At 69.0% G+C, this 17,504-nt stretch carries 13 protein-coding genes, 1 tRNA gene and 1 pseudogene; 5 read left to right on the top strand and 10 right to left on the bottom strand.

Going from position 1 to position 17,504, the window contains the following annotated elements; all coding sequences use genetic code 11:
- Positions 1-67 precede the first annotated feature (67 nt).
- The 5 genes from ACFQ91_RS02550 to ACFQ91_RS02530 form a co-directional block, all read right to left on the bottom strand.
- Positions 68-901, bottom strand: coding sequence for a Cof-type HAD-IIB family hydrolase (locus ACFQ91_RS02550; RefSeq protein WP_198499752.1), 834 nt, complete (start codon positions 899-901; stop codon positions 68-70).
- Positions 898-1,473: a hypothetical protein gene (locus ACFQ91_RS02545; RefSeq protein WP_376904027.1), complete on the bottom strand. Its 576-nt coding sequence runs from the start codon at positions 1,471-1,473 to the stop codon at positions 898-900. The genes ACFQ91_RS02550 and ACFQ91_RS02545 overlap by 4 nt, the downstream gene beginning before the upstream one ends.
- Positions 1,470-2,270, bottom strand: a complete 801-nt coding sequence (locus ACFQ91_RS02540) for a proteasome activator (RefSeq protein WP_376871654.1) — start codon at positions 2,268-2,270, stop codon at positions 1,470-1,472. The genes ACFQ91_RS02545 and ACFQ91_RS02540 overlap by 4 nt, the downstream gene beginning before the upstream one ends.
- Positions 2,267-3,310: an NAD(P)H-quinone oxidoreductase gene (locus tag ACFQ91_RS02535; protein WP_376871651.1), complete on the bottom strand. Its 1,044-nt coding sequence runs from the start codon at positions 3,308-3,310 to the stop codon at positions 2,267-2,269. Before ACFQ91_RS02535 ends, ACFQ91_RS02540 begins: the two co-directional genes overlap by 4 nt.
- Before the next feature lie 75 nt (positions 3,311-3,385).
- Entirely contained in the window at positions 3,386-3,943 is a 558-nt protein-coding gene (locus ACFQ91_RS02530; protein ID WP_376871648.1) for a CGNR zinc finger domain-containing protein, read from the bottom strand.
- A 184-nt stretch (positions 3,944-4,127) separates the two neighbouring features.
- Here ACFQ91_RS02530 and ACFQ91_RS02525 point away from each other — a divergent pair, with 184 nt between their 5' ends.
- Entirely contained in the window at positions 4,128-5,303 is a 1,176-nt protein-coding gene (locus ACFQ91_RS02525) for an epoxide hydrolase (protein ID WP_344251601.1), read from the top strand.
- A 71-nt stretch (positions 5,304-5,374) separates the two neighbouring features.
- Here the strand turns inward: ACFQ91_RS02525 and ilvA are convergent, their stop codons facing one another.
- Positions 5,375-6,661 carry a threonine ammonia-lyase IlvA gene (ilvA, locus tag ACFQ91_RS02520; protein WP_232623721.1) on the bottom strand — a complete coding sequence of 429 codons (1,287 nt, stop codon included), beginning with the start codon at positions 6,659-6,661 and terminating at the stop codon, positions 5,375-5,377.
- 193 nt (positions 6,662-6,854) lie between these two features.
- On the opposite strand from ilvA, the gene ACFQ91_RS02515 reads away from it, so the two are divergent.
- Both ACFQ91_RS02515 and ACFQ91_RS02510 read left to right on the top strand, forming a co-directional pair.
- Positions 6,855-10,187 carry a hypothetical protein gene (locus ACFQ91_RS02515; protein WP_198499746.1) on the top strand — a complete coding sequence of 1,111 codons (3,333 nt, stop codon included), beginning with the start codon at positions 6,855-6,857 and terminating at the stop codon, positions 10,185-10,187.
- A 137-nt stretch (positions 10,188-10,324) separates the two neighbouring features.
- Positions 10,325-10,412: transfer RNA gene (locus ACFQ91_RS02510), tRNA-Ser, on the top strand.
- A 57-nt stretch (positions 10,413-10,469) separates the two neighbouring features.
- Here ACFQ91_RS02510 and ACFQ91_RS02505 read toward each other — a convergent pair.
- From ACFQ91_RS02505 to ACFQ91_RS02495, 3 genes and pseudogenes are all read right to left on the bottom strand, one after another.
- On the bottom strand, positions 10,470-11,336 hold the full coding sequence (locus ACFQ91_RS02505) for a DDE-type integrase/transposase/recombinase (RefSeq protein ID WP_376870296.1): 867 nt from the start codon (positions 11,334-11,336) through the stop codon (positions 10,470-10,472).
- Positions 11,337-11,456: 120 nt separating this feature from the next.
- A pseudogene (locus ACFQ91_RS02500) lies at positions 11,457-11,612 on the bottom strand (helix-turn-helix domain-containing protein); the annotation flags it as partial.
- Positions 11,613-12,097: 485 nt separating this feature from the next.
- The gene (locus tag ACFQ91_RS02495) at positions 12,098-13,543 is read right to left on the bottom strand and encodes an APC family permease (protein WP_232623720.1); all 1,446 of its coding nucleotides are present in this window, start codon (positions 13,541-13,543) and stop codon (positions 12,098-12,100) included.
- A gap of 317 nt (positions 13,544-13,860) precedes the next feature.
- Between ACFQ91_RS02495 and ACFQ91_RS02490 the strand changes: the two genes are divergently transcribed.
- Both ACFQ91_RS02490 and ACFQ91_RS02485 read left to right on the top strand, forming a co-directional pair.
- On the top strand, positions 13,861-14,946 hold the full coding sequence (locus ACFQ91_RS02490) for an MBL fold metallo-hydrolase (RefSeq protein WP_198499744.1): 1,086 nt from the start codon (positions 13,861-13,863) through the stop codon (positions 14,944-14,946).
- Positions 14,947-15,114: 168 nt separating this feature from the next.
- The gene (locus tag ACFQ91_RS02485) at positions 15,115-16,359 is read left to right on the top strand and encodes a C45 family peptidase (protein ID WP_232623719.1); all 1,245 of its coding nucleotides are present in this window, start codon (positions 15,115-15,117) and stop codon (positions 16,357-16,359) included.
- 153 nt (positions 16,360-16,512) lie between these two features.
- Here the strand turns inward: ACFQ91_RS02485 and ACFQ91_RS02480 are convergent, their stop codons facing one another.
- Positions 16,513-17,484, bottom strand: a complete 972-nt coding sequence (locus ACFQ91_RS02480) for a hypothetical protein (RefSeq protein ID WP_198499743.1) — start codon at positions 17,482-17,484, stop codon at positions 16,513-16,515.
- Positions 17,485-17,504: the final 20 nt, after the last annotated feature.

The following is a 17,504-nucleotide window of genomic DNA, read 5'->3' as shown; positions in this document are numbered from 1 at the left end:
TCAGTGCTCTTCGGGTCGCGGACACGGCGGACACGGAGGACACCGGGAGTGCTGAGCGTGATCGCCCTCAGCGGGAGGGGACGGCGTCGAGGGCCGCATTGAGGAAGTGCGCCACCCCGTCGTCATCGACCGGGTCCGTGACGGCGTCGGCGGTGTCCTTGACGACATCGAGCGCATTGCCCATCGCGACCCCCAGCCCCGCCCACGTGAGCATCTCGAGATCATTGGGCATGTCGCCGAACGCCATCACCCGGTCCCGACCGACGCCGAGGTGGTCGCACACCGATTCGAGCGTCTTCGCCTTCGTGATCCCGGCGGGGGCGAGTTCGACGAGGCCGTTGTCCGGGTCGGAGAACGAGGCGTGGCACGAGCGGGTGACGATCGGTCCGAGCAGGTCGTGGAGGGCCTCCGAGTCGGTCGTGCCGAGGCTGACGAGGATCTTCACGACGTCGGTGTCGGCGAGCTCCCCGAGGTCGCCGATGACGGTGGCCTCGTGCGGAGAGCGTGAGGCGAAGCCGTCCTGGACGTAGAGCCCGGTGAGCGTTTCGAACGCGAAGCGCGCCTCGGGGTGGGCGGCGCCGATGGCCGCGACGATCTCCTCGACCCCGGCCTGCTCGAGCGGGTGCGCATCGACGACGGTGTCCGTGGCGATGTCGTAGACGACGGCGCCGTTGAGGCAGACGACGCGACCGAGGTCGGGGATCTGCTCGGCGATCGCGGCCAGCCAGCGGATCGGGCGCCCGGTGACGAGGACGAACGGGATCCCCATCCGCTGGCAGCGGTGGATCGCATCGATCGTCACCTGGGAGATCGGCTGCCAGTCGAGGAGCAGGGTGCCGTCGATGTCGCTGGCGACGAGCCCGAGGTCGAAGTCCGGCGGCGGTGAGGTGAGCGCGCTCATCGGGCGTCCGCCTCGGCGAGGATGCGCCTGACCTGAGCGAGCAGCTCGGCGGCATCGGTGATGTAGCGGTCGGCGGCGGTCGCCGTCGAGGTCAGCGTCGCGGTTCCCGCGCGCGCCATCGAGGCCGCGAGGACCGCCTCGGCGACCTTCGACGATGCCCGCGTGAGCAGTTCGGGGGTGTCCCCGACGACCCGGCGCACGGGGCCGGGGACGACCTGGCCGTCGACGGGGCAGTGCGTGTGCAGCCACGCGGTGATCTCGTCGATCTGCGTCGCCAGGTCGTTGAGGCGGTGGGTGCCGGCCATGATCGCATCCCGCGCCGAGGCGGCTGCCGGCTCGGGTGCTGTCGCGCCGGGCTCGTGCGTGGGCTGGCTGGCGGCTGCCGGCTCGGTCGGGGCCGAGCCCTCACCTGCGGCGTCAGTCGGGGCGGCGGTGTGGATCGCGAGGGCCGTCGTGTAGTAGCGGTCGACGGCGCGGAGGAACCGGTCGTGGTTGTGGCGCCACAGTCCCGTGCCGAACTGTTCGTCGGGGCCGTCAGCGCGCCGCCTGCGGAACGAGAAGAGCTTCTTCACAGATAGTTGCCGGTCCTGCGTTTGTCATCGGTGCCCTCGGCCGCGGACCCAGCCTGCGCGCCCGGGGGCACGAGCCCGCCGGGTGGGGGAGTCTCCTGCTTCGCCATCGCCTGCTGGGCCATGATCGCCGTCTGGATGCCGTGGAAGAGGCCTTCGAGCCAGCCGACGAGCTGCGATTGGGCGATGCGCAGCTCGGAGGTCGACGGGGGTTCGTCGGTGGAGTCGAACGGGAGGTCGAGGCGGCCGAGCTCGGCGACGAGTTCGGCGGAGAGGCCGTCCTCGAGTTCGGCGATCGCCCGACGGTGGATCTCTGCGAGCCGCTGTCGACCCTTCTCGTCGAGGTCGGCGCTGCGGACCTCCTCGAGCAGCTGCTTGACCATCGTGCCGATGCGCATCACCTTGCCCGGGGAGGCGATGTCGCCTTCCTCGGCGGCCTCGGCCTCGGAGTCGGCCTCGGTCTCGGGGTCGGCATCGGGCTCAGACCCGGTCGCGGATGCGGGTGCCGGTTCGGCCGTGCGCGTGTCACCGGTGCGCGCCGCGGTCGCGGGGTCCGGATGCGAGGCGGCATCGGTGAGCGTCTCGCCGCGGGCGAGACCGGCCTGGTCCGCTTCGGAGTCGGCCGTCACCGGCACCCCGGCGCGGTCTGCGGAACTGCCGGTCGCCTCGGTGCCGGTGTTCTGCTGGGCTCCCTGCTGGGCCTGTGCGCCCTGCTCATCGGACTGGACATTCTGCGGGCCGTCCTGGGCTCTCTGCGGATCAGCGGCACCGGGCGCGGTGGGCGTGGCGTCTGCGGTCATGAGCGCGCTCCTTCGTCCTGGGCTGAGTCATCGTGTGCTGAGTCATCGTCGTCGACGCGGAGGAGCACCTTGCCGATGGTCTTTCCGTCCTCGAGGATGCGGTGCGCCTTCGCGGCGTCCGCGAGCGGCACCGTCGTGTCGATGATCGGGCGGATGTCGCCGGAGATCACCGCCGGCCACAGCTGTTCGCCGACGTCGGAGATGATCTCCGCCTTCTGCGCCGGCGGGCGGGCGCGCAGGGTCGTCGCGGTGATCGTCTTGCGTCCCTGCATGAGCGTGCTGAGGTCGAGTTCGGCGGTCGTGCCGCCCTGCATGCCGATGACGACGAGGCGGCCGTCGGTGGCGAGTGCGGCGATATTGCGCTCGAGGTATTTGGCTCCGATGATGTCGAGGATGACATCGGCGCCGGTCGCCCCGTCCGGGTGGGTGCAGATCTCGTGGACGCGGGCGACGAAGTCCTCTTCGCGGTAGTTGATGACGGCGTCGGCGCCGAGTTCGCGGCAGAACTCCGCCTTCTCCGCGGAGCCGACGGTGACGACGATCTTCACCCCGAGGAGGTTCGCGACCTGGATCGCGGCGGTGCCGATTCCCGATCCGCCGCCGTGGACGAGCAGCCATTCGCCGATGCGGACGCGACCGCGGCCGACGACGTTCGAGTAGACGGTCGCGAGCACCTCGGGCAGGGCAGCGGCAGCGGTGAGGTCGAAGGTGTCGGGCACTGCGAGGAGCTGACCGGCGGGCACGGCGACCTCCTCGGCGTAGCCGCCGCCGGAGAGCAGAGCGGCGACGCGATCGCCGACGCTCCAGTTCTTCACATCGGCGCCGAGCCCCACGATCGTGCCCGAGACCTCGAGGCCGGGGATCTCCGTGGCACCCGGCGGCGGGTTGTAGAAGCCCTGCCGCTGCAGGAGGTCGGCGCGATTCACTCCGGCGGCGTGGACTCTGACGAGGACCTCGTCCGGCCCGATCTCAGGGGTGGGGACGTCGGTGAGCTGCAGTGCCTCGGGATCTCCGGGGGTGGGAATCGTGATAGCGCGCATGTGACCACTGTAGACCGTGGGGCAGTGGCCGGCAGGAGTGCTCGGCGGTGAATCCGATCCGAAACCGGTGAGCGGTCACGACCGATGCTTCGCGTTGAACCGGGCCTTCTTCTCCCGGTTGCCGCACGTGTTCATGTCGCACCAGCGCCGGGAGCGGCTGCGGCTGGTGTCGAAGAACGCCGCGCGGCACGTCGGTGAGGCGCACAGGGCGAGGCGTCCGTCGCGCGTGCCGGCGATGATGTCGATCGCGTCGGCGGCGATGACGCTGAGCGCATCGGCGACAGCGGCGGGGCTGCTCAGCTGCCACCGGCGCTCGCCGTCGCCGGTGAGCACGGGTGCCGCCCACCCCTGCCGGCTGGCCTCGTTGATGATGTCGAGCGCCGAGGCGGGCAGCGGCTCACCGAGTGCTGCTGCGGTGGCCGCGTGGTGGATGGCCTCACGCAGCTGCTGGGCGAGGGCGAGTTCGCTCTCCGTGCACCCGGCGACGTCGAGGCCGACGACCGCCAGCCAGTCGACGAGTCGTGCCGGAGTGGGGATCCGCTCACGGCGTTCGCCCTGCCGTTCGGTGAGCGTCCCCGTGAAACTCGTCGCGAGCACCGTGCCGAACCGGAACTCCGGAAATGCATCACCCATGGACTCACCTTAAACGCCGTCGACCCGTACGCGGGACCCTTGTGCGGGGCCGGTGTCCGATGGTAGAACCGTCATAGCTGGTTCATCAACTGTCGTCGCCGTCCCCTGCCGGCGCGGTCGACGTCCGGTGACAGAGAGTTCGACGTCTCGGAGCACGAGGCGAGCATCCGGTCGAGGAGGACCCATGCCACTGCACGACAGCGCCATCCGCCCGTTCCACAGCTCCGTGCCGGAGGCGGAGCTGCGTGACCTCAGTACCCGGCTGGCCGCGACCCGGTGGCCCGAACCCGAGCCTCTGCCGCCGACCGCGGTCGGAGCCGAGCGTTGGCGGCAGGGGGTTCCGCTCGCCGACCTCGTCGCGCTCGCCGAGGTCTGGGCCGCCGACTACGACTGGCGGGCGTTCGAGACCCGCCTGGACGCGATCGGGCAGTTCCGCACGACGATCGACGGCCTCGGCATCCACTTCCTTCACCGCCGGTCCTCCCGGCCGGATGCCGTGCCGCTCATCATGACCCACGGATGGCCCGGCAGCATCGCCGAGTTCATCGACGTCGTCGATGAGATCGCCGACCCGGCGGATCCCGAGGCTCCCGTATTCCATGTCGTCATCCCCTCCCTGCCCGGCTTCGGCTTCAGCGACCGGCCGGCGGAGACGGGCTGGGGCACGGAGAGGACCGCGGCGGCGTGGGTCGAGCTCATGTCCCGGCTCGGCTACGACCGCTTCCTCGCCCACGGCGGCGACTGGGGCGGTGTGATCACGACGATCCTCGGCGGCCGGTTCCCGGACCATGTCCTCGGCATCCATTCGACGTTCGCCGAGGCGCCTCCCGGGTTGGATCCGGACTCCCTCACCGCCGCAGAGCGGGCATGGGTCGATGACCACCGCGACTTCTGGCAGAACCGCGCCGGGTATGCGAAAGCGCAGGCATGGAGTCCGCAGACGGTCGGGTACGCCCTCGTCGACTCCCCGGTCGGGCAGATGGCGTGGATCCTCGACAAGTTCGCCGAATGGTCGGACACCGACAACGGTCCGTTCGAGACGATGTCGCGGGACCGTGTGCTCGACAACATCACCCTCTACTGGCTGACGGGCACCGGCGCCTCAGCGGCCCGCATCTACGCCGAGAGCCACAACTCCCTCGATCCGGCTCTGCGGATCGACGTGCCGGCGGCGATCACGATGTACCCGGCCGACGTCTCGTCGAAGTGTCCCAGGCCTTGGGCCGAGCAGCGCTACCGGCGGATCGTGCGCTGGCGCGAACCCGTGCGCGGAGGGCACTTCCCGTCGCTCGAGATGCCCGAGCACTTCGTCGACGACCTGCGGGCGGGGCTCGCCGCGGTGCTCGCCGCCAACCGGTGAACGGCTGGCCGCGCGCGCTCGCAGCGCGCACGGCCACGGACGACCACCTCGGCGAGGGGAAGGCCGATGACCTACGCGAAGAGCCGGAACATCGGGGAGTTCTGGTGCACGCGTTCGATCTCGATCTGGGAGGACTCCATGCGCTCGAGGAGGTTGGGCAGGTCCTCCGCGGCGCCGAGCTGGATGCCGACGAACGCCGGCCCGGTCTCGCGGTCGGAGCGCTTGACGTACTCGAACATCGCGATGTCGTCGTCGGGGCCGAGGATCTCGTTGAGGAAGCGGCGCAGGGCGCCGGGCTCCTGCGGGAAGTCGACGATGAAGTAGTGCTTGAGGCCCTCGTGGACGAGGGAGCGCTCGAGGATCTCCGGGTAGCGGGAGATGTCGTTGTTGCCGCCGGAGACGAGGCAGACGACACTCGACCCGGGTTCGACGATGACGGGTTTGCCGCTGCCGGCCGTCCCGATCGCCGCCGAGGCCAGCGCCCCGGAGGGTTCGGCGATGATGCCGTCGACCTGGTACATCGCGAGCATCTCCGTGGCCACCGCCCCCTCGTGGACGGGGCGGACATCGACGCCGAGGTCGGAGATGATCTCGTAGGTGATGTTGCCGGCGCGCTTGACCGCGGTGCCGTCGGCGAACCGGTCGATGTTCTCCAGCGTCACCGGGTGGCCGGCCTTGAGCGCGGCGATCATCGAGGCGGCGCCTGACGGCTCGGCGCCGATGACCCTGGTGTTCGGCATGTGCTCGGCCGCGTAGGCGGCGATGCCGGCGAGGACCCCGCCGCCGCCGACGGGCACGATGATGTAATCGGGGTGCGGGTCGAGCTGCTCGGCGATCTCGACGGCGACGGTGCCCTGCCCGGCGATCGTGCGCGGGTCGTCGAACGCGGAGACGAGGAGGGCCGCGTTCCGGTCGGCGAAGCGGTGCGCGAGCGCCGAGGCGTCGTCGTACGTCGACCCGGAGATCTCGATCGTCACCCGGTCACCGCCGAAGTGGCGGATGCGGTCGACCTTCTGCCGCGGCGTCGTCTTCGGGACGAAGATCGTGCCCTGGATGCCCAGCTGCCGGCACGCGAGTGCGAAGCCCTGCGCATGATTGCCCGCCGAGGCGCAGACGACGCCGCGGGCGCGCTCCTCGTCGTCGAGCTGGAGCATGAAGTTGAAGGCGCCGCGGATCTTGTACGAGCGCACCGGCTGGAGGTCTTCGCGCTTGAGGTAGACGGTGGCACCGGTCGCGGCGGACAGCCGCTCCGAAATCTGGAGCGGTGACGTGATCACGGAGTCGGCAATTCGCGCAGCGGCCGCATCGACCTCGTGCGCGAGTGATTGCTTCTGGGGTGATTCGTCTTGTTTCAACACTCCTCCATTGTGCGCCCTGTGTCTTGCTATTCGGCAAACCGTCCCGCATCGCAAACGCGCTGTCCGCCTGTCGCGCCTCTCTTCGGGGCCCTGGGACCCCGCTGACTTCAGGGTTTTCGGGTGCGCCCTCGGTCGCAGGAGGCCGATATCGTGGTTGGATGGTAGATGCCCGTAATCCCTTCAAGGAGGCGACATGGCCATCAGCAGTGAGCTGGAACAACTGTTAGCCAGCTGGATTCCCCGGCAGTCGTGGTTCCCGAAGCTCGCCGCTGACTTCGGCACCGACCCCGACATCACGCCGATGTCGGTCGCTCGCGCCTTCACCTTCACCGCCGAGGAGCTCGGCGGATTCTCCGGCCTCGTCACCGTGATCTCCGTCGGCGACGGCCCCACCCTGCGCCGCCTCAACATCCCCCTCTCCCTGCGCGGGGCCGAGGACATCCACCTCCGCCACGCCCTCATCGGCACCGTCGACGACCTCGCCCTCGGCCGCGTCTTCGTCTACGACGGCGCCGCCGACCCCGTGTTCGTCAATCTCCTCGCCGACGCGATCACCAAGCGCAAGGTCTTCGACGGCGGCCAGCTGAGCACCGAATCCCTCCGGCACAGCCGTGAGCGGGGGAGCCTGCCGACCGCGGGACGGACCGGGTCGACGTCGGGGTCGGCCACCTCGGCGAATGCAGGAGCATCGACGGCCGATTCCGGCGCCGAGGCGGTCCCCCCGAAGCCGGAAACGGCACCCCCGCTCACCGAGGTCAAGGACGAGATCGACGTCGAGATCCGCCCGATCGAGGTCGCCGACTCGGGGGCGAACAAGTCGACCGTCGTCATCCACGACGCCTACGAGCCGATCGAGCTGAGCTTCTTCCGCGTGCTCGAGAACGGGATGCCGTCATCGCTGACGATCCCCGTGCTGCTGACGGAAGCGGGATCGCGCAGCGTGCCGGAGGTCATCGGCTGGAGTTCGGGTCGCTGGTACGACATGTTCGAGGTCACGGAGATGGAGGCGCCGATGGCGCTGCTCTCCCGCGCCGACGTCGAGGCCGAGCCCGCGTGGCGCGAAGCCGTCGACATCGTGTGCGCCGTCGATTCGGGATCGATCGGCGGGTACAACGCGCAGGCCGCGGAGATGGGCCGGCGGATCGGCGAACTCCATGCCGACATGGCCGCCGAGTTCGGCATCGTCGAGGGCCGGGGTGCGCCGACGAAGGAGTTCGTCGACAAGTGGGTCGAGCGCATCGACTGGGCACTCGGCCGGGCACCGCTGGCGCTCGATGCGCTCGTGCCCGAGCTCAAGCAGCACAAGGCCAAGTTGCGCTCGCTCGACACGATCGGGCAGCTGCAGAAGATCCACGGTGAGCTCACGCTCGACCATGTCGTCAGCTCGCCGAGCGATGGCTACGCGGTCGTCAAGTTCAGCGATGCGTCGAACTCGGAGCCCAGGCCGGTCGCCCTCGACCTCGTCGCCCTGCTTCGCAGCGTCGACTACGCCGCCGGGTTCGCGCGGCTCCAGCGCACGGATGCGCTGAACGCCGAGGACGGCAGCCTCGTCGTCAACGGCTTCGGCGACAAGCCCGCAGCGCTGCGGGCGATCTACGATTCGCCGGAGTACCTGTGGGCCTCGCAGGTGCAGAACTCGCTGCTCAGCGGGTACTCGCGGGCGCGCGGTGAGAGCATCGGCCTCAGCGATCCGGTGCTGCGCGCGGCCCTCATCGACAGGCTCCTCGTCGAGACCGTCACCGAACTGCGCAACCGCCCGAACTGGCTGTCGGTGCCGTTGGCGACCCTCACGCTCATCCTCAAGGGCAAGCCCGCCCGCGGTGCCGGCGACCCCACCGAGGCGGAGCTCAGTGTGCCCGCGAGCGGCGCGAGTGCCGGTGATGGTGGCGCGGGTGGTGCCGCGAGCGAGAGCGGCGATGGCGGTGCAGGCGCTGTAGGTGCAGACACAGCGACGTCTGCTGGCTCGGCTGATGTTGCTGACGCAGTCGGTGACACCGAGACCGACGCCGATGAACGATCGGCCTCGCCCGAATCGGCTGCCGATCGGTCCGAGACGACGGATGACACGGAGGCCGACGACGCTGAGCTGCGTGATGACGTTGCACAGGGTGACAACGCTGCACCGCGTGACGACGCCGAGGTGCGTGATGGTGCAGCCCGCGATGACGAACGCTCCTCGGGATCCGGTGCGGCCTTCGTCGCCGGTGCCGCAGGAGTCGTCGGGGCGGCCGGCATCGCCGGCGCAACGGCAGCCTCCTCGGAGGAATCCGCTGCTGAGCGCTCCGGCTCTGACGGGCCCGACACCGAGCGCACGGATGAGGCTGCGACCGCCTCGGCGAGCTCCGAGTCCGCGACCACGACCTCACGAGATGTCGGGCTTCATGACACCCCGGTCGACGCCGTGTCGGCGGAGGCAGTGTCGACCACAGACGAATCGATCGCCGATATGGTCGCCGACGGCGGAGGCTTCACCGAGCCGAGCGTCGAGGCACCCACCGACGCCCAGGCCGGCGGCGAGCGCTCCGGCGGCCGCACCTCCGACCCTGACCCCGCGGATGATGCGTCTGCAGACGAGGCGGTGACCACCTCGGTGCGCGGAACCACGGTGACGCGGACGCTCTTCATCCAGCACGAGTCGACCAAGGGCGGACCCGCCGGACCGGATCTGACCACCGAGGGCTCGTACGTCGACGGAGTGACCACCGAGGCGGTCGAACCGGTCGACGAACGCGTGCCCGAGGTCGACCCCATCGTCAGCGAAATGGCGTCCGGGGACTCGAGCGTCAATGGTCTCGTCGAGGCCGACGTCGAAGCGATCGACGAGCCGGCAGATTCGGACGAAACGCGGCCTGTCGCTGAGTCCGAAACGACGACCGACACCGAGTCCGACACCGAGTTCGAATCGCGGCCTGCCTCTGAGTCCGAATCGAGCGTCGACGCCGATGCCCCGCCGCTGGCCGAAGAGCCGCCGGTCGAGCGGACCGCGCCGATGCCGGACGCGCCGCCGCTGCCGCCCGAACCGCCGGAGTACGCCCCGGACATGCTGCCCGACGCACCACGCGTGGCCGAAGACGAGACTGCGTCAGCGGTGCCTGCCGCCGACGAGCCGGTCGCCGGCAGCGCAGACTCTGCCGACCGTATCGACGGTGCTGACAGCGTGGACAGCGCCGACAGTGTTCCGGCTCCGGCCCGTGACACCGACACCGCTGACGGGGTCGCCGACTCCGCTGACGCGGGTGCCGCGTCGGAGGACTCCGGTGTCGCCGAAGCCCCGATTCGGCCCGCGCAGCGCCTTGGCCGTCCGGCGCCCGGCGGTGTGACCACCGACGAGGACGAGTTCGACGAAGAGGAAGAGTCCGAGTTCGTCGTCTCCCGTGTTCCGGCGACGTTCGCTGCCCGCGGTGCCACCTCGGCGGATGCGGATTCGACCGGCCGCGCCCCGGCCGAGCGGCACAAGCACGATGGGGGACCGGCACGTGAGGTGCCCGGGGAGAAGAAGCCGAAGAACGGCAAGAACAAGCACTGATCGGCTTCGATCGCAGGACCCTACCGATCACGGTGCGGTGCCGACCGCCTGCGAGCTTCGGCGATTGGCAGTTGTTCGCGCGACTGTGAGAAACTGTTCTGGCTCAGCTCCGCGCTGAGCAGGCCGGGTTGACCACTGGAAGCGTGTCCGAGCGGCCGAAGGAGACGGTCTTGAAAACCGTTGTGCGGCAACCCCGTACCGTGGGTTCGAATCCCACCGCTTCCGCTGATGTGATGTCTCAGTACATCGGAAACACCCCGAACCCACGGTTCGGGGTGTTTTTCATTGCCTCTGGTACCGGCGTGTGGGGTCCAAGGTGAAGTCCTTGAGGATCTCCCCGGTGCGTTGGTCCACGACAATGATGTGTCGGTCTTTGACGATGAGGACCACGCGGGTTCGGGCGTGGGTTCGTCCCACGCCGATTGAGTACATTCTCGAGTCATAGCGCAACGAGACCTTGCCCTGCCGATCGATCCTGTCGACACGGAAGCGAGGCGTGTCCTCGGGCAGTGGGGACGGGGAGTCCTTGGGCGCGCTGATGTAGGCGGCCCAGGGGGTGGTCTTCTTCGCTGAGTGGATCCGTTGGGTGTTGTACACCGTCTGGAAGTCCGTGAGGGCCGTGTTGAGTTCGGACAGGGACTGTGGTGCGGGTCGGGCGTCGAGCCATTTCTTCATCGTCTGCTGGAAGCGTTCGACTTTGCCCTGGGTTTGCGGGTGGTCGCCGCGTCCGTTGCGTTGGGCGATGTCGTGGGTGCGCAGCAGTTTCTCGAACCGGTTGACCCCGCCGCGGAACCTGGCCGTGTAGATCAGGCCGTTATCGGTCAGGGTCGCGGCCGGCCAGCCGTGCTGTTTGGCGGTGGCGGTGAAGGTCGACACGACGGTGTTGACGGTCGTGGTTGCGTGGGCGCTGATGTGCAGTGCGGTGCGGGAGTGATCGTCGAGCCAGGTGATGATGTCGACACTGTCGCCGTTGAGCAGGCGGTAGTGGGTGACGTCGGATTGCCAGCAACCGTTGGGCAGGTCCGCTTCGAAGCAGGTGAGAGCGGTTTTGGGTTTCTTCTTCGGTTGTGCGGTGACGAGTCCTTCGCGGGTGAGGATGCGGGCGATCGTGGCCCGTGAGGGGATGGTGTCGACGGTGGGGGTGGCCATGAGGTGGGCGTGGATGGTGGCGGGTCCGGCGTCGAGGCCTGCTTCGGTGAGTTCGGTGCGGATTCGTCTGATCTCGGCGATGGTCGGCGGGGGTGTGGCTGCGGGGTGGGTGCGGGGTCTGCGGGATTTGGGGTAGAACGCGGCGTCGCCTTCTCGTCTCCACTGTCTCAGGAGTTTGGAAACACTCGATGGGGAGACGTTGTAGGCGCGTGCGGCTTGGGCTTGGGTCATGGTTCCCGTGGTCACCGCGCGGATGATCTGTGCTCGGGTGCTCATTCCCCATCATGGGCTGCTGGGGTGTTGACGATGTATTGAGACATGTGTTGACGATGTCGTGAGACTCAACACCACCGCTTCCGCTGACGAAATGCGCTGCGACATCGACGGATGTCGCAGCGCATTTCTGCGTTCCGGACCGATTCGGAAGGATGCCGGACGGTGCCCTGTCACGGCCGGCCGCCTCGGCGACATAATGTGACGCGAAACCGGACCGAATTCATACTTTTGTGTGAGGCGGCCGGTCGAGAACGTTGGTACCTTACGAAGGTCTGGTCGCTGCGCCCCCGCGCAGCGGCTGTGCAGCACCCCCGCGTCGACCCGGCGCAATCCCCACCGCGAGGCGGCGCAACGACGCTCCGAGCCTGCGCGATCGCCCCAGCGGATGCCCCAGTGTCCGCGGTTCGGCCCTCAGCATCCGTGGGCCGACGCAACTCAGCGTCCGCGGACTGATGGACCAGAACCCACTGCCCGGCCCGCCCCGGTCAGTCGGCCGTCTTCCCGGGCTGAGCAGACCCCGCACCAGGCCCCGAGCCGGTTCCCGCGTCCGCTGCCGCACCGTCCTCCGGAACCTCGGGCTCCGACATGTCGGCGTCGGCCTCGGGATCGTCGAAGCTGCGGACCGTGCGCTTGAAGCCGCGCGTGAGGACCGCGAGGTAGACGACGCCGACGGCCAACCACACGAGCCCGCCGATGAGCGCCGTCTCATGCAGGCTCACCCAGAGCACTCCCGTGAGGATCGCCCCGATGGCGGGCATGACGACGTAGCTGAACGCCGACTTGGCGTCGACGACCTGACGGGTGCGGAACGCGTAGTGGGCGATGACCGTGAGGTTGACGAAGGTGAACGCGATGAGCGCCCCGAAGTTGATGAGCGCGGAGATGAACTCGAGGCTGAATGACATCGCGAAGAGGCACACGAGGCCGACGAGGACGATGTTGAACACCGGCGTGTGCGTCTTCGGGTTGATGTAGCCGAACGCCTTGCGCGGCAGCACCCCGTTGCGTCCCATGACGAGCAGCATGCGCGACACCGAGGCGTGCGAGGCGAGCCCCGAGGCCACGGTCGCCGCGAACGCGGCGGCGACGAAGAAGAGCTGGAACAGCGGCCCGCCGGTGAGCAGCCCGATCTCCGGCAGCGGATCGTCGACGATCGTGAACTGCGAGTTGTCCGGGTAGAGCAGCTGCGTGATGTAGCTCGCGATGAGGAAGATGCCGCCGCCGGCGAGCACGGTGATGAGGATCGCCTTGGGCATGAGATTGACGTGCTTGGCCTCGTTCGTATACATCGTCACCGCATCGAAGCCGATGAAGGAGAAGCACACGACCGTCGCCCCGGTGAGCACCGCGGTGAACTCGACCCCGTCGTGGATGAACGGCTCGGGGCTGAAGACCGTGCCCGCGCCCTCACCGGCATTGAGCTGGGCGATCGCGAGCGCACAGTAGGTGACCATGAGGACGAGGGAGAAGATGAGGAGGATCGCGTTGATGTTCGCCGTGCCCCGCATCGACGACAGGACGATGCCGGTCATGATGACCGTGTAGGCGACGACCCAGATCCACGGCGGTGCGTCGGGCACCATCGATTCCATGTAGAGGCGGATGATGAGGCAGTTGACCATCGGCAGCAGGAGGTAGTCCATGAGCGAGGTCCACCCGACGAGGAACCCGAGCCCCGGTGTCATGGTCTCGCGCGTGTACGTGTACGCCGAGCCCGCCGTGGGGAAGACCCGGACCATCTTCCCGTAGCTGAACGCCGTGAACACCATGACGACGAGCGCGGTGAGATAGGCCGCCGGCACCGCCCCGTTCGTCTCGTCCGAGACGATCCCGAACGTGTCGAAGACGACCGTCGGCGTCATGTACCCGAGCCCGAGCCCGACGATGGACCACAGTCCCAGGTTCCGTTTGAGCGATCCTGATGCCGCCATATCAATCCTCCCCGATGAGTCTTGCCGTGAGCGGCGCTGAGCAGCGTCCCCACGCGGGCGCAGATGTGACCTGCGCCATGCCGATGGTAATGCACTTCAACGAAAAGCGAAATCGTGACCACGGATAGAGAAGACCACCTCGCCGAGGCGGCGCTTGAGGTGTGCGAAATCCGTTGCGTCTGATGCGGCTTGAGTGATCACAAGGTCAGTGGTGCAATCAATTGTCGAACGATCTTTCAGTTTTCCGGGTTTGGGAGTAGGTTGGGCGGAGGAACTCACCGCCATCACCGTTGCTCGACGAGGAGAGACCCGCACCGATGCCGATCGAAACGCTCAGCCCCCAACAGTCCCGCGCGTGGCAGGACAGGGTCCTCCCACCGGTCGAGCAGACCGCCGACGGAGTGTGGGCGATCCCGGTGCCGATTCCGAACAACCCGCTCGTCTACACGTTCTGCTACGCGCTCGCCGACGGCGACGGCGTCGTCCTCATCGACCCGGGCTGGGACGGGTGGGACCAGTACCTCGCGCTCACCTCGGCGCTGGCCGACCTCGGCTTCGCCGTGCGCGACATCCACGGCGTCGCGATCACCCACTACCACCGCGACCACATCGGACTCGTCCCCGCGCTCATCAAGGAGAACCCGGCGATGTGGGTGGCACTCCACGGCGAGGACCTGCGCGCGGTCAAGCGCTTCGCCTCACGGGCCGTCGACCTCGGCACGGGCACCGATCCGAACCTCAACATCGCCCGCGCCTACGGGGTGCCCGAGGAGCGCTGGCACGAGGTCGAATCCCTCCAGGTCAGCAGGCCGGCGAAGCGCGAGGACGGACCCGGACGCGAGCGCGATCCCTTCGCCCTCCAACTCGCGCAGCTGCCGGACACGCTGCGCATCCTCGAGGACGGAGCGACCCTGCCGCTCGAGACCGGACGCCTCGACGCCCTGTGGACCCCCGGCCACACCTACGGGCACACGGCCTTCGTCCGCGAAGGCGAACTCCTCTTCTCCGGCGACCACGTCCTGCCGACGATCACGCCGAACATCGGCCTCGACAGCGGCTCGATCACGCACAGCCTCGGCGACTATCTCGGATCGCTCGAGAAGATGGGCACGCTCGCTGCCGACATCGCCGTCCTGCCCGCGCACGGCTTCCGGTTCCGCGGCCTCCACGAGCGCCAGCGGGAGCTCGTCGAGCACCACCGCGAGCGCCTCGCCGAGATCGACGCACGGATGAGCGAGACCGACGACCATTCCGTCTACTCGATCGCCCAGGGCCTGCACTGGGCCCGCGGATTCGACCAGCTCCACCACTTCAACCTCTTCGCCGCGCTCGCCGAGACCGCCGCGCACATGCACTACCTCGACCTCGACGTCGGCACGGGCTCCCTCGTCGGGAATCGGTGAGGAAGGACCCGCCGGCACCGTTTTCCCGGTGACCGTGCGGACCGGCACCGCAGCGCCTCACTGCCCACCGCCTCGGCGTGAGCGCGAACAGACCGCGATGTGGGCACGTGGGTCACCTGCTCCCGCGATGCGCGAAGATGACCGGCAACCCGAACGGAGGAGCCTCCCGTGACGACACAGCGACCCGCCGATGCCGCGCAGTCGGCGACCGAGTCCCACGATGCCCCGGGGCATGCAGTCGAGCCCGATGCGCGGATGACGGCGGACTTCGTGCCCGCCGCCGCGGTGCGTCCGGAGGTCTTCGTCTCCCGCGCCGGAGACCACATCCAGCGCGGGCTGCAGCGCGGCCGCGAACTGCGCACCGGGATCGGCGCGGCGATCGCCGGCTACCAGCGGTACTTCGCCCACCTCGGCATCACCGAGGTCGACGCCCGCCATGCCGCCGACGACAGCTATGCGCGCCTGCAGGCGTGGGCACCGGAGGCCGCCGCTGAGATCTCCGCGGTCGCCGAGGGCTCCGGGCGCACCGTCACCGAGATCATGGAGGTCATCGCCCGCACGGAGATCATGACGCTCGCCAAGGCGGCCCCCACCGAGTGCTCGACGGTGACCCGGGTCGTGCCGGGGGCGACGGTCTCGGCGCAGACCTGGGACTGGCTCGCCGACTTCTCGACGCTGTGGCACATCGGCGACGTCGGGGCCGTGCCCGGCCAGCTGCGCCACGTCGGCATCGCCGAGTACGGGATGCTCGGCAAGATCGGCCTCAATGAAGCCGGCGTCGGCGTCCACCTCAACATCCTCAAGCACGCGGACGACCGGGCCGGGGGAGTGCCCGTCCACGCCGTCCTCGACCGGGTGCTCTCGACCGCGCACACCCTCACCGAGGCGGTGGAGATCATCCGCTCCGCCCCGACCTCATCGTCGTCGGTCATCACCGTCGTCACCGCCGAGGCGGCCGTCCAGGTCGAGATCGCCGGGGAGGCCAAGCGCGAACTCCGCCCCGGGGACCCCGCGGGGACCGGCGACGCGAGGCCTGCCGACACCGAGGCGGCGCTCGCCGAGGCCGACGTCCTCCTCCACACGAACCACTTCCTCCACCCCGACCTGCAGACCGGAGCGATGGAGCTGCGCGCGGACTCGAGCTCACGGCCGCGCTACGACTTCCTCGCCGCCCGCACCGCTGCCGCAATCGCCGCGGGGAACCCGCCGGAGACGACGGCCGACCTCGTCGCCCTCCTCACCTCGGGGCCGGGGGATCCGCCGGTGAGCTGCACACCGGAGCCCGGGGCCGCCTACGGGGATCGGCCGGCGACCCTCGTCACGGTGCAGATCGACCCGGGTGCGAAGACGATCGAGCTCGCACCCGGGTCACCGGCCGACGGCCTCCACGGCAACCGCCGCTTCCAGCTCTGACCCGGCGCCGGCCGCTCCGGGGCCTGACGAGTTTGCGCCAGCTGAATCTGAGATGGCCAGTACCGGTCGTGGCCATCTCAGGTTCAACTGGCGCAAATCCGCGTTCAACACGCGCAAACCCGCCCCGGGGCCTGACGAGCGCGGGCCGTCACCTCATTCGGCGGACTTCTCCGCCTCCTCGGTGCGCATCTCGATGATCGTGTCGAGGCCCTTCGCGATCGCCTCGGGGTCGTCCAGGGCGGCCTGGGCGAGCTTCCACGGGACGATGTCGAGGTTCTGGTCGCCGATGACGAAGCGGATGAACGGCTGCTGGCTGCGGGGGTCGTCGGCTTCGAGCTCGGCCCCGTAGCGCCACTGCCCGAGCCCGATGCGCCGGATCGTCTCGCCGATGAAGCGCATCGCCCCGCCGACGAAGGCGATCTCGTCGTCGGCCATCATCTCGTCGCGGGAGTCGTATCGGACGTTCAGCTGCTTGCCGAGCCGGATGAGACTGTCGCGGTCGAGGGCCCACGACTGCGGGTCGGCCTGTTCCTTCGTCCACGAGGCGATGCCCGGCTCGACGGTGCCGAGGAAGCGGGAGAGGAACTCGACCTCCTCCTCGGAGGAGTTCTCGGACGTGAGCATCCCGATCGACAGACCCGTCGAGGTCCGCCGCGGGCTGCCGTCGCCGCCGAGCTCCTGGCGGGCACGGTCGAGCACGGCAGTGAAGATCCCGCCGGTGCGCTGGTCGACGGCGGTGAGGACGACGGCGACGAGGGGGATCGGCTCGCCCTTGGTCGGCCCGTCGGCATTGTCGGGGCGGATGAACGGCATCCCGTTGCCCGTCGTCTCATCGTGGTCCCACGCCCCGCCGATGGCGCGCAGATACGTCTCGCCGAGGTAGCGGATGAGCCCTTCGACGAAGCGGTGGTTGTCGGGGGAGACGACCTCGTCGGGGTTCGCGAACCGGGAGAGCACGAAGTGCTCGATGAGAGGCAGGGACTCCGGGCTCATGTCCTTGCGGAAGGGCGCCTGGGTGCCGTCCTCCTGTTCGACGGACTGAGGGAGGTCCGCGAGCACGAACGCGCCGAGGCGGACGTCCATGTTGTTGATGAAGGCCGTGTATTCACGCTGAAGTTCAGTCACGCCCTCCACCTTAGCCGCTG

The organism is Brevibacterium sp. NPDC056726 (assembly GCF_042790515.1).
GTDB classification, from domain to species: Bacteria; Actinomycetota; Actinomycetes; order Actinomycetales; family Brevibacteriaceae; genus Brevibacterium; species Brevibacterium sanguinis.
The sequence above is the reverse complement of the archived record's forward strand: the minus strand, read 5'-3'. Positions and strand labels throughout refer to the sequence as shown.

Excerpts from the sequence above, each read along its gene's own strand:
- ACFQ91_RS02505 (WP_376870296.1), bottom strand. The coding sequence starts at position 11,336 with ATGGCCACCCCCACCGTCGACACCATCCCCTCACGGGCCACGATCGCC.
- ACFQ91_RS02490 (WP_198499744.1), top strand. The coding sequence starts at position 13,861 with ATGCCGATCGAAACGCTCAGCCCCCAACAGTCCCGCGCGTGGCAGGAC.
- ACFQ91_RS02495 (WP_232623720.1), bottom strand. The coding sequence starts at position 13,543 with ATGGCGGCATCAGGATCGCTCAAACGGAACCTGGGACTGTGGTCCATC.
- ACFQ91_RS02530 (WP_376871648.1), bottom strand. The coding sequence starts at position 3,943 with ATGGGTGATGCATTTCCGGAGTTCCGGTTCGGCACGGTGCTCGCGACG.
- ACFQ91_RS02515 (WP_198499746.1), top strand. The coding sequence starts at position 6,855 with ATGGCCATCAGCAGTGAGCTGGAACAACTGTTAGCCAGCTGGATTCCC.
- ACFQ91_RS02525 (WP_344251601.1), top strand. The coding sequence starts at position 4,128 with ATGCCACTGCACGACAGCGCCATCCGCCCGTTCCACAGCTCCGTGCCG.
- ACFQ91_RS02550 (WP_198499752.1), bottom strand. The coding sequence starts at position 901 with ATGAGCGCGCTCACCTCACCGCCGCCGGACTTCGACCTCGGGCTCGTC.
- ACFQ91_RS02535 (WP_376871651.1), bottom strand. The coding sequence starts at position 3,310 with ATGCGCGCTATCACGATTCCCACCCCCGGAGATCCCGAGGCACTGCAG.
- ACFQ91_RS02540 (WP_376871654.1), bottom strand. The coding sequence starts at position 2,270 with ATGACCGCAGACGCCACGCCCACCGCGCCCGGTGCCGCTGATCCGCAG.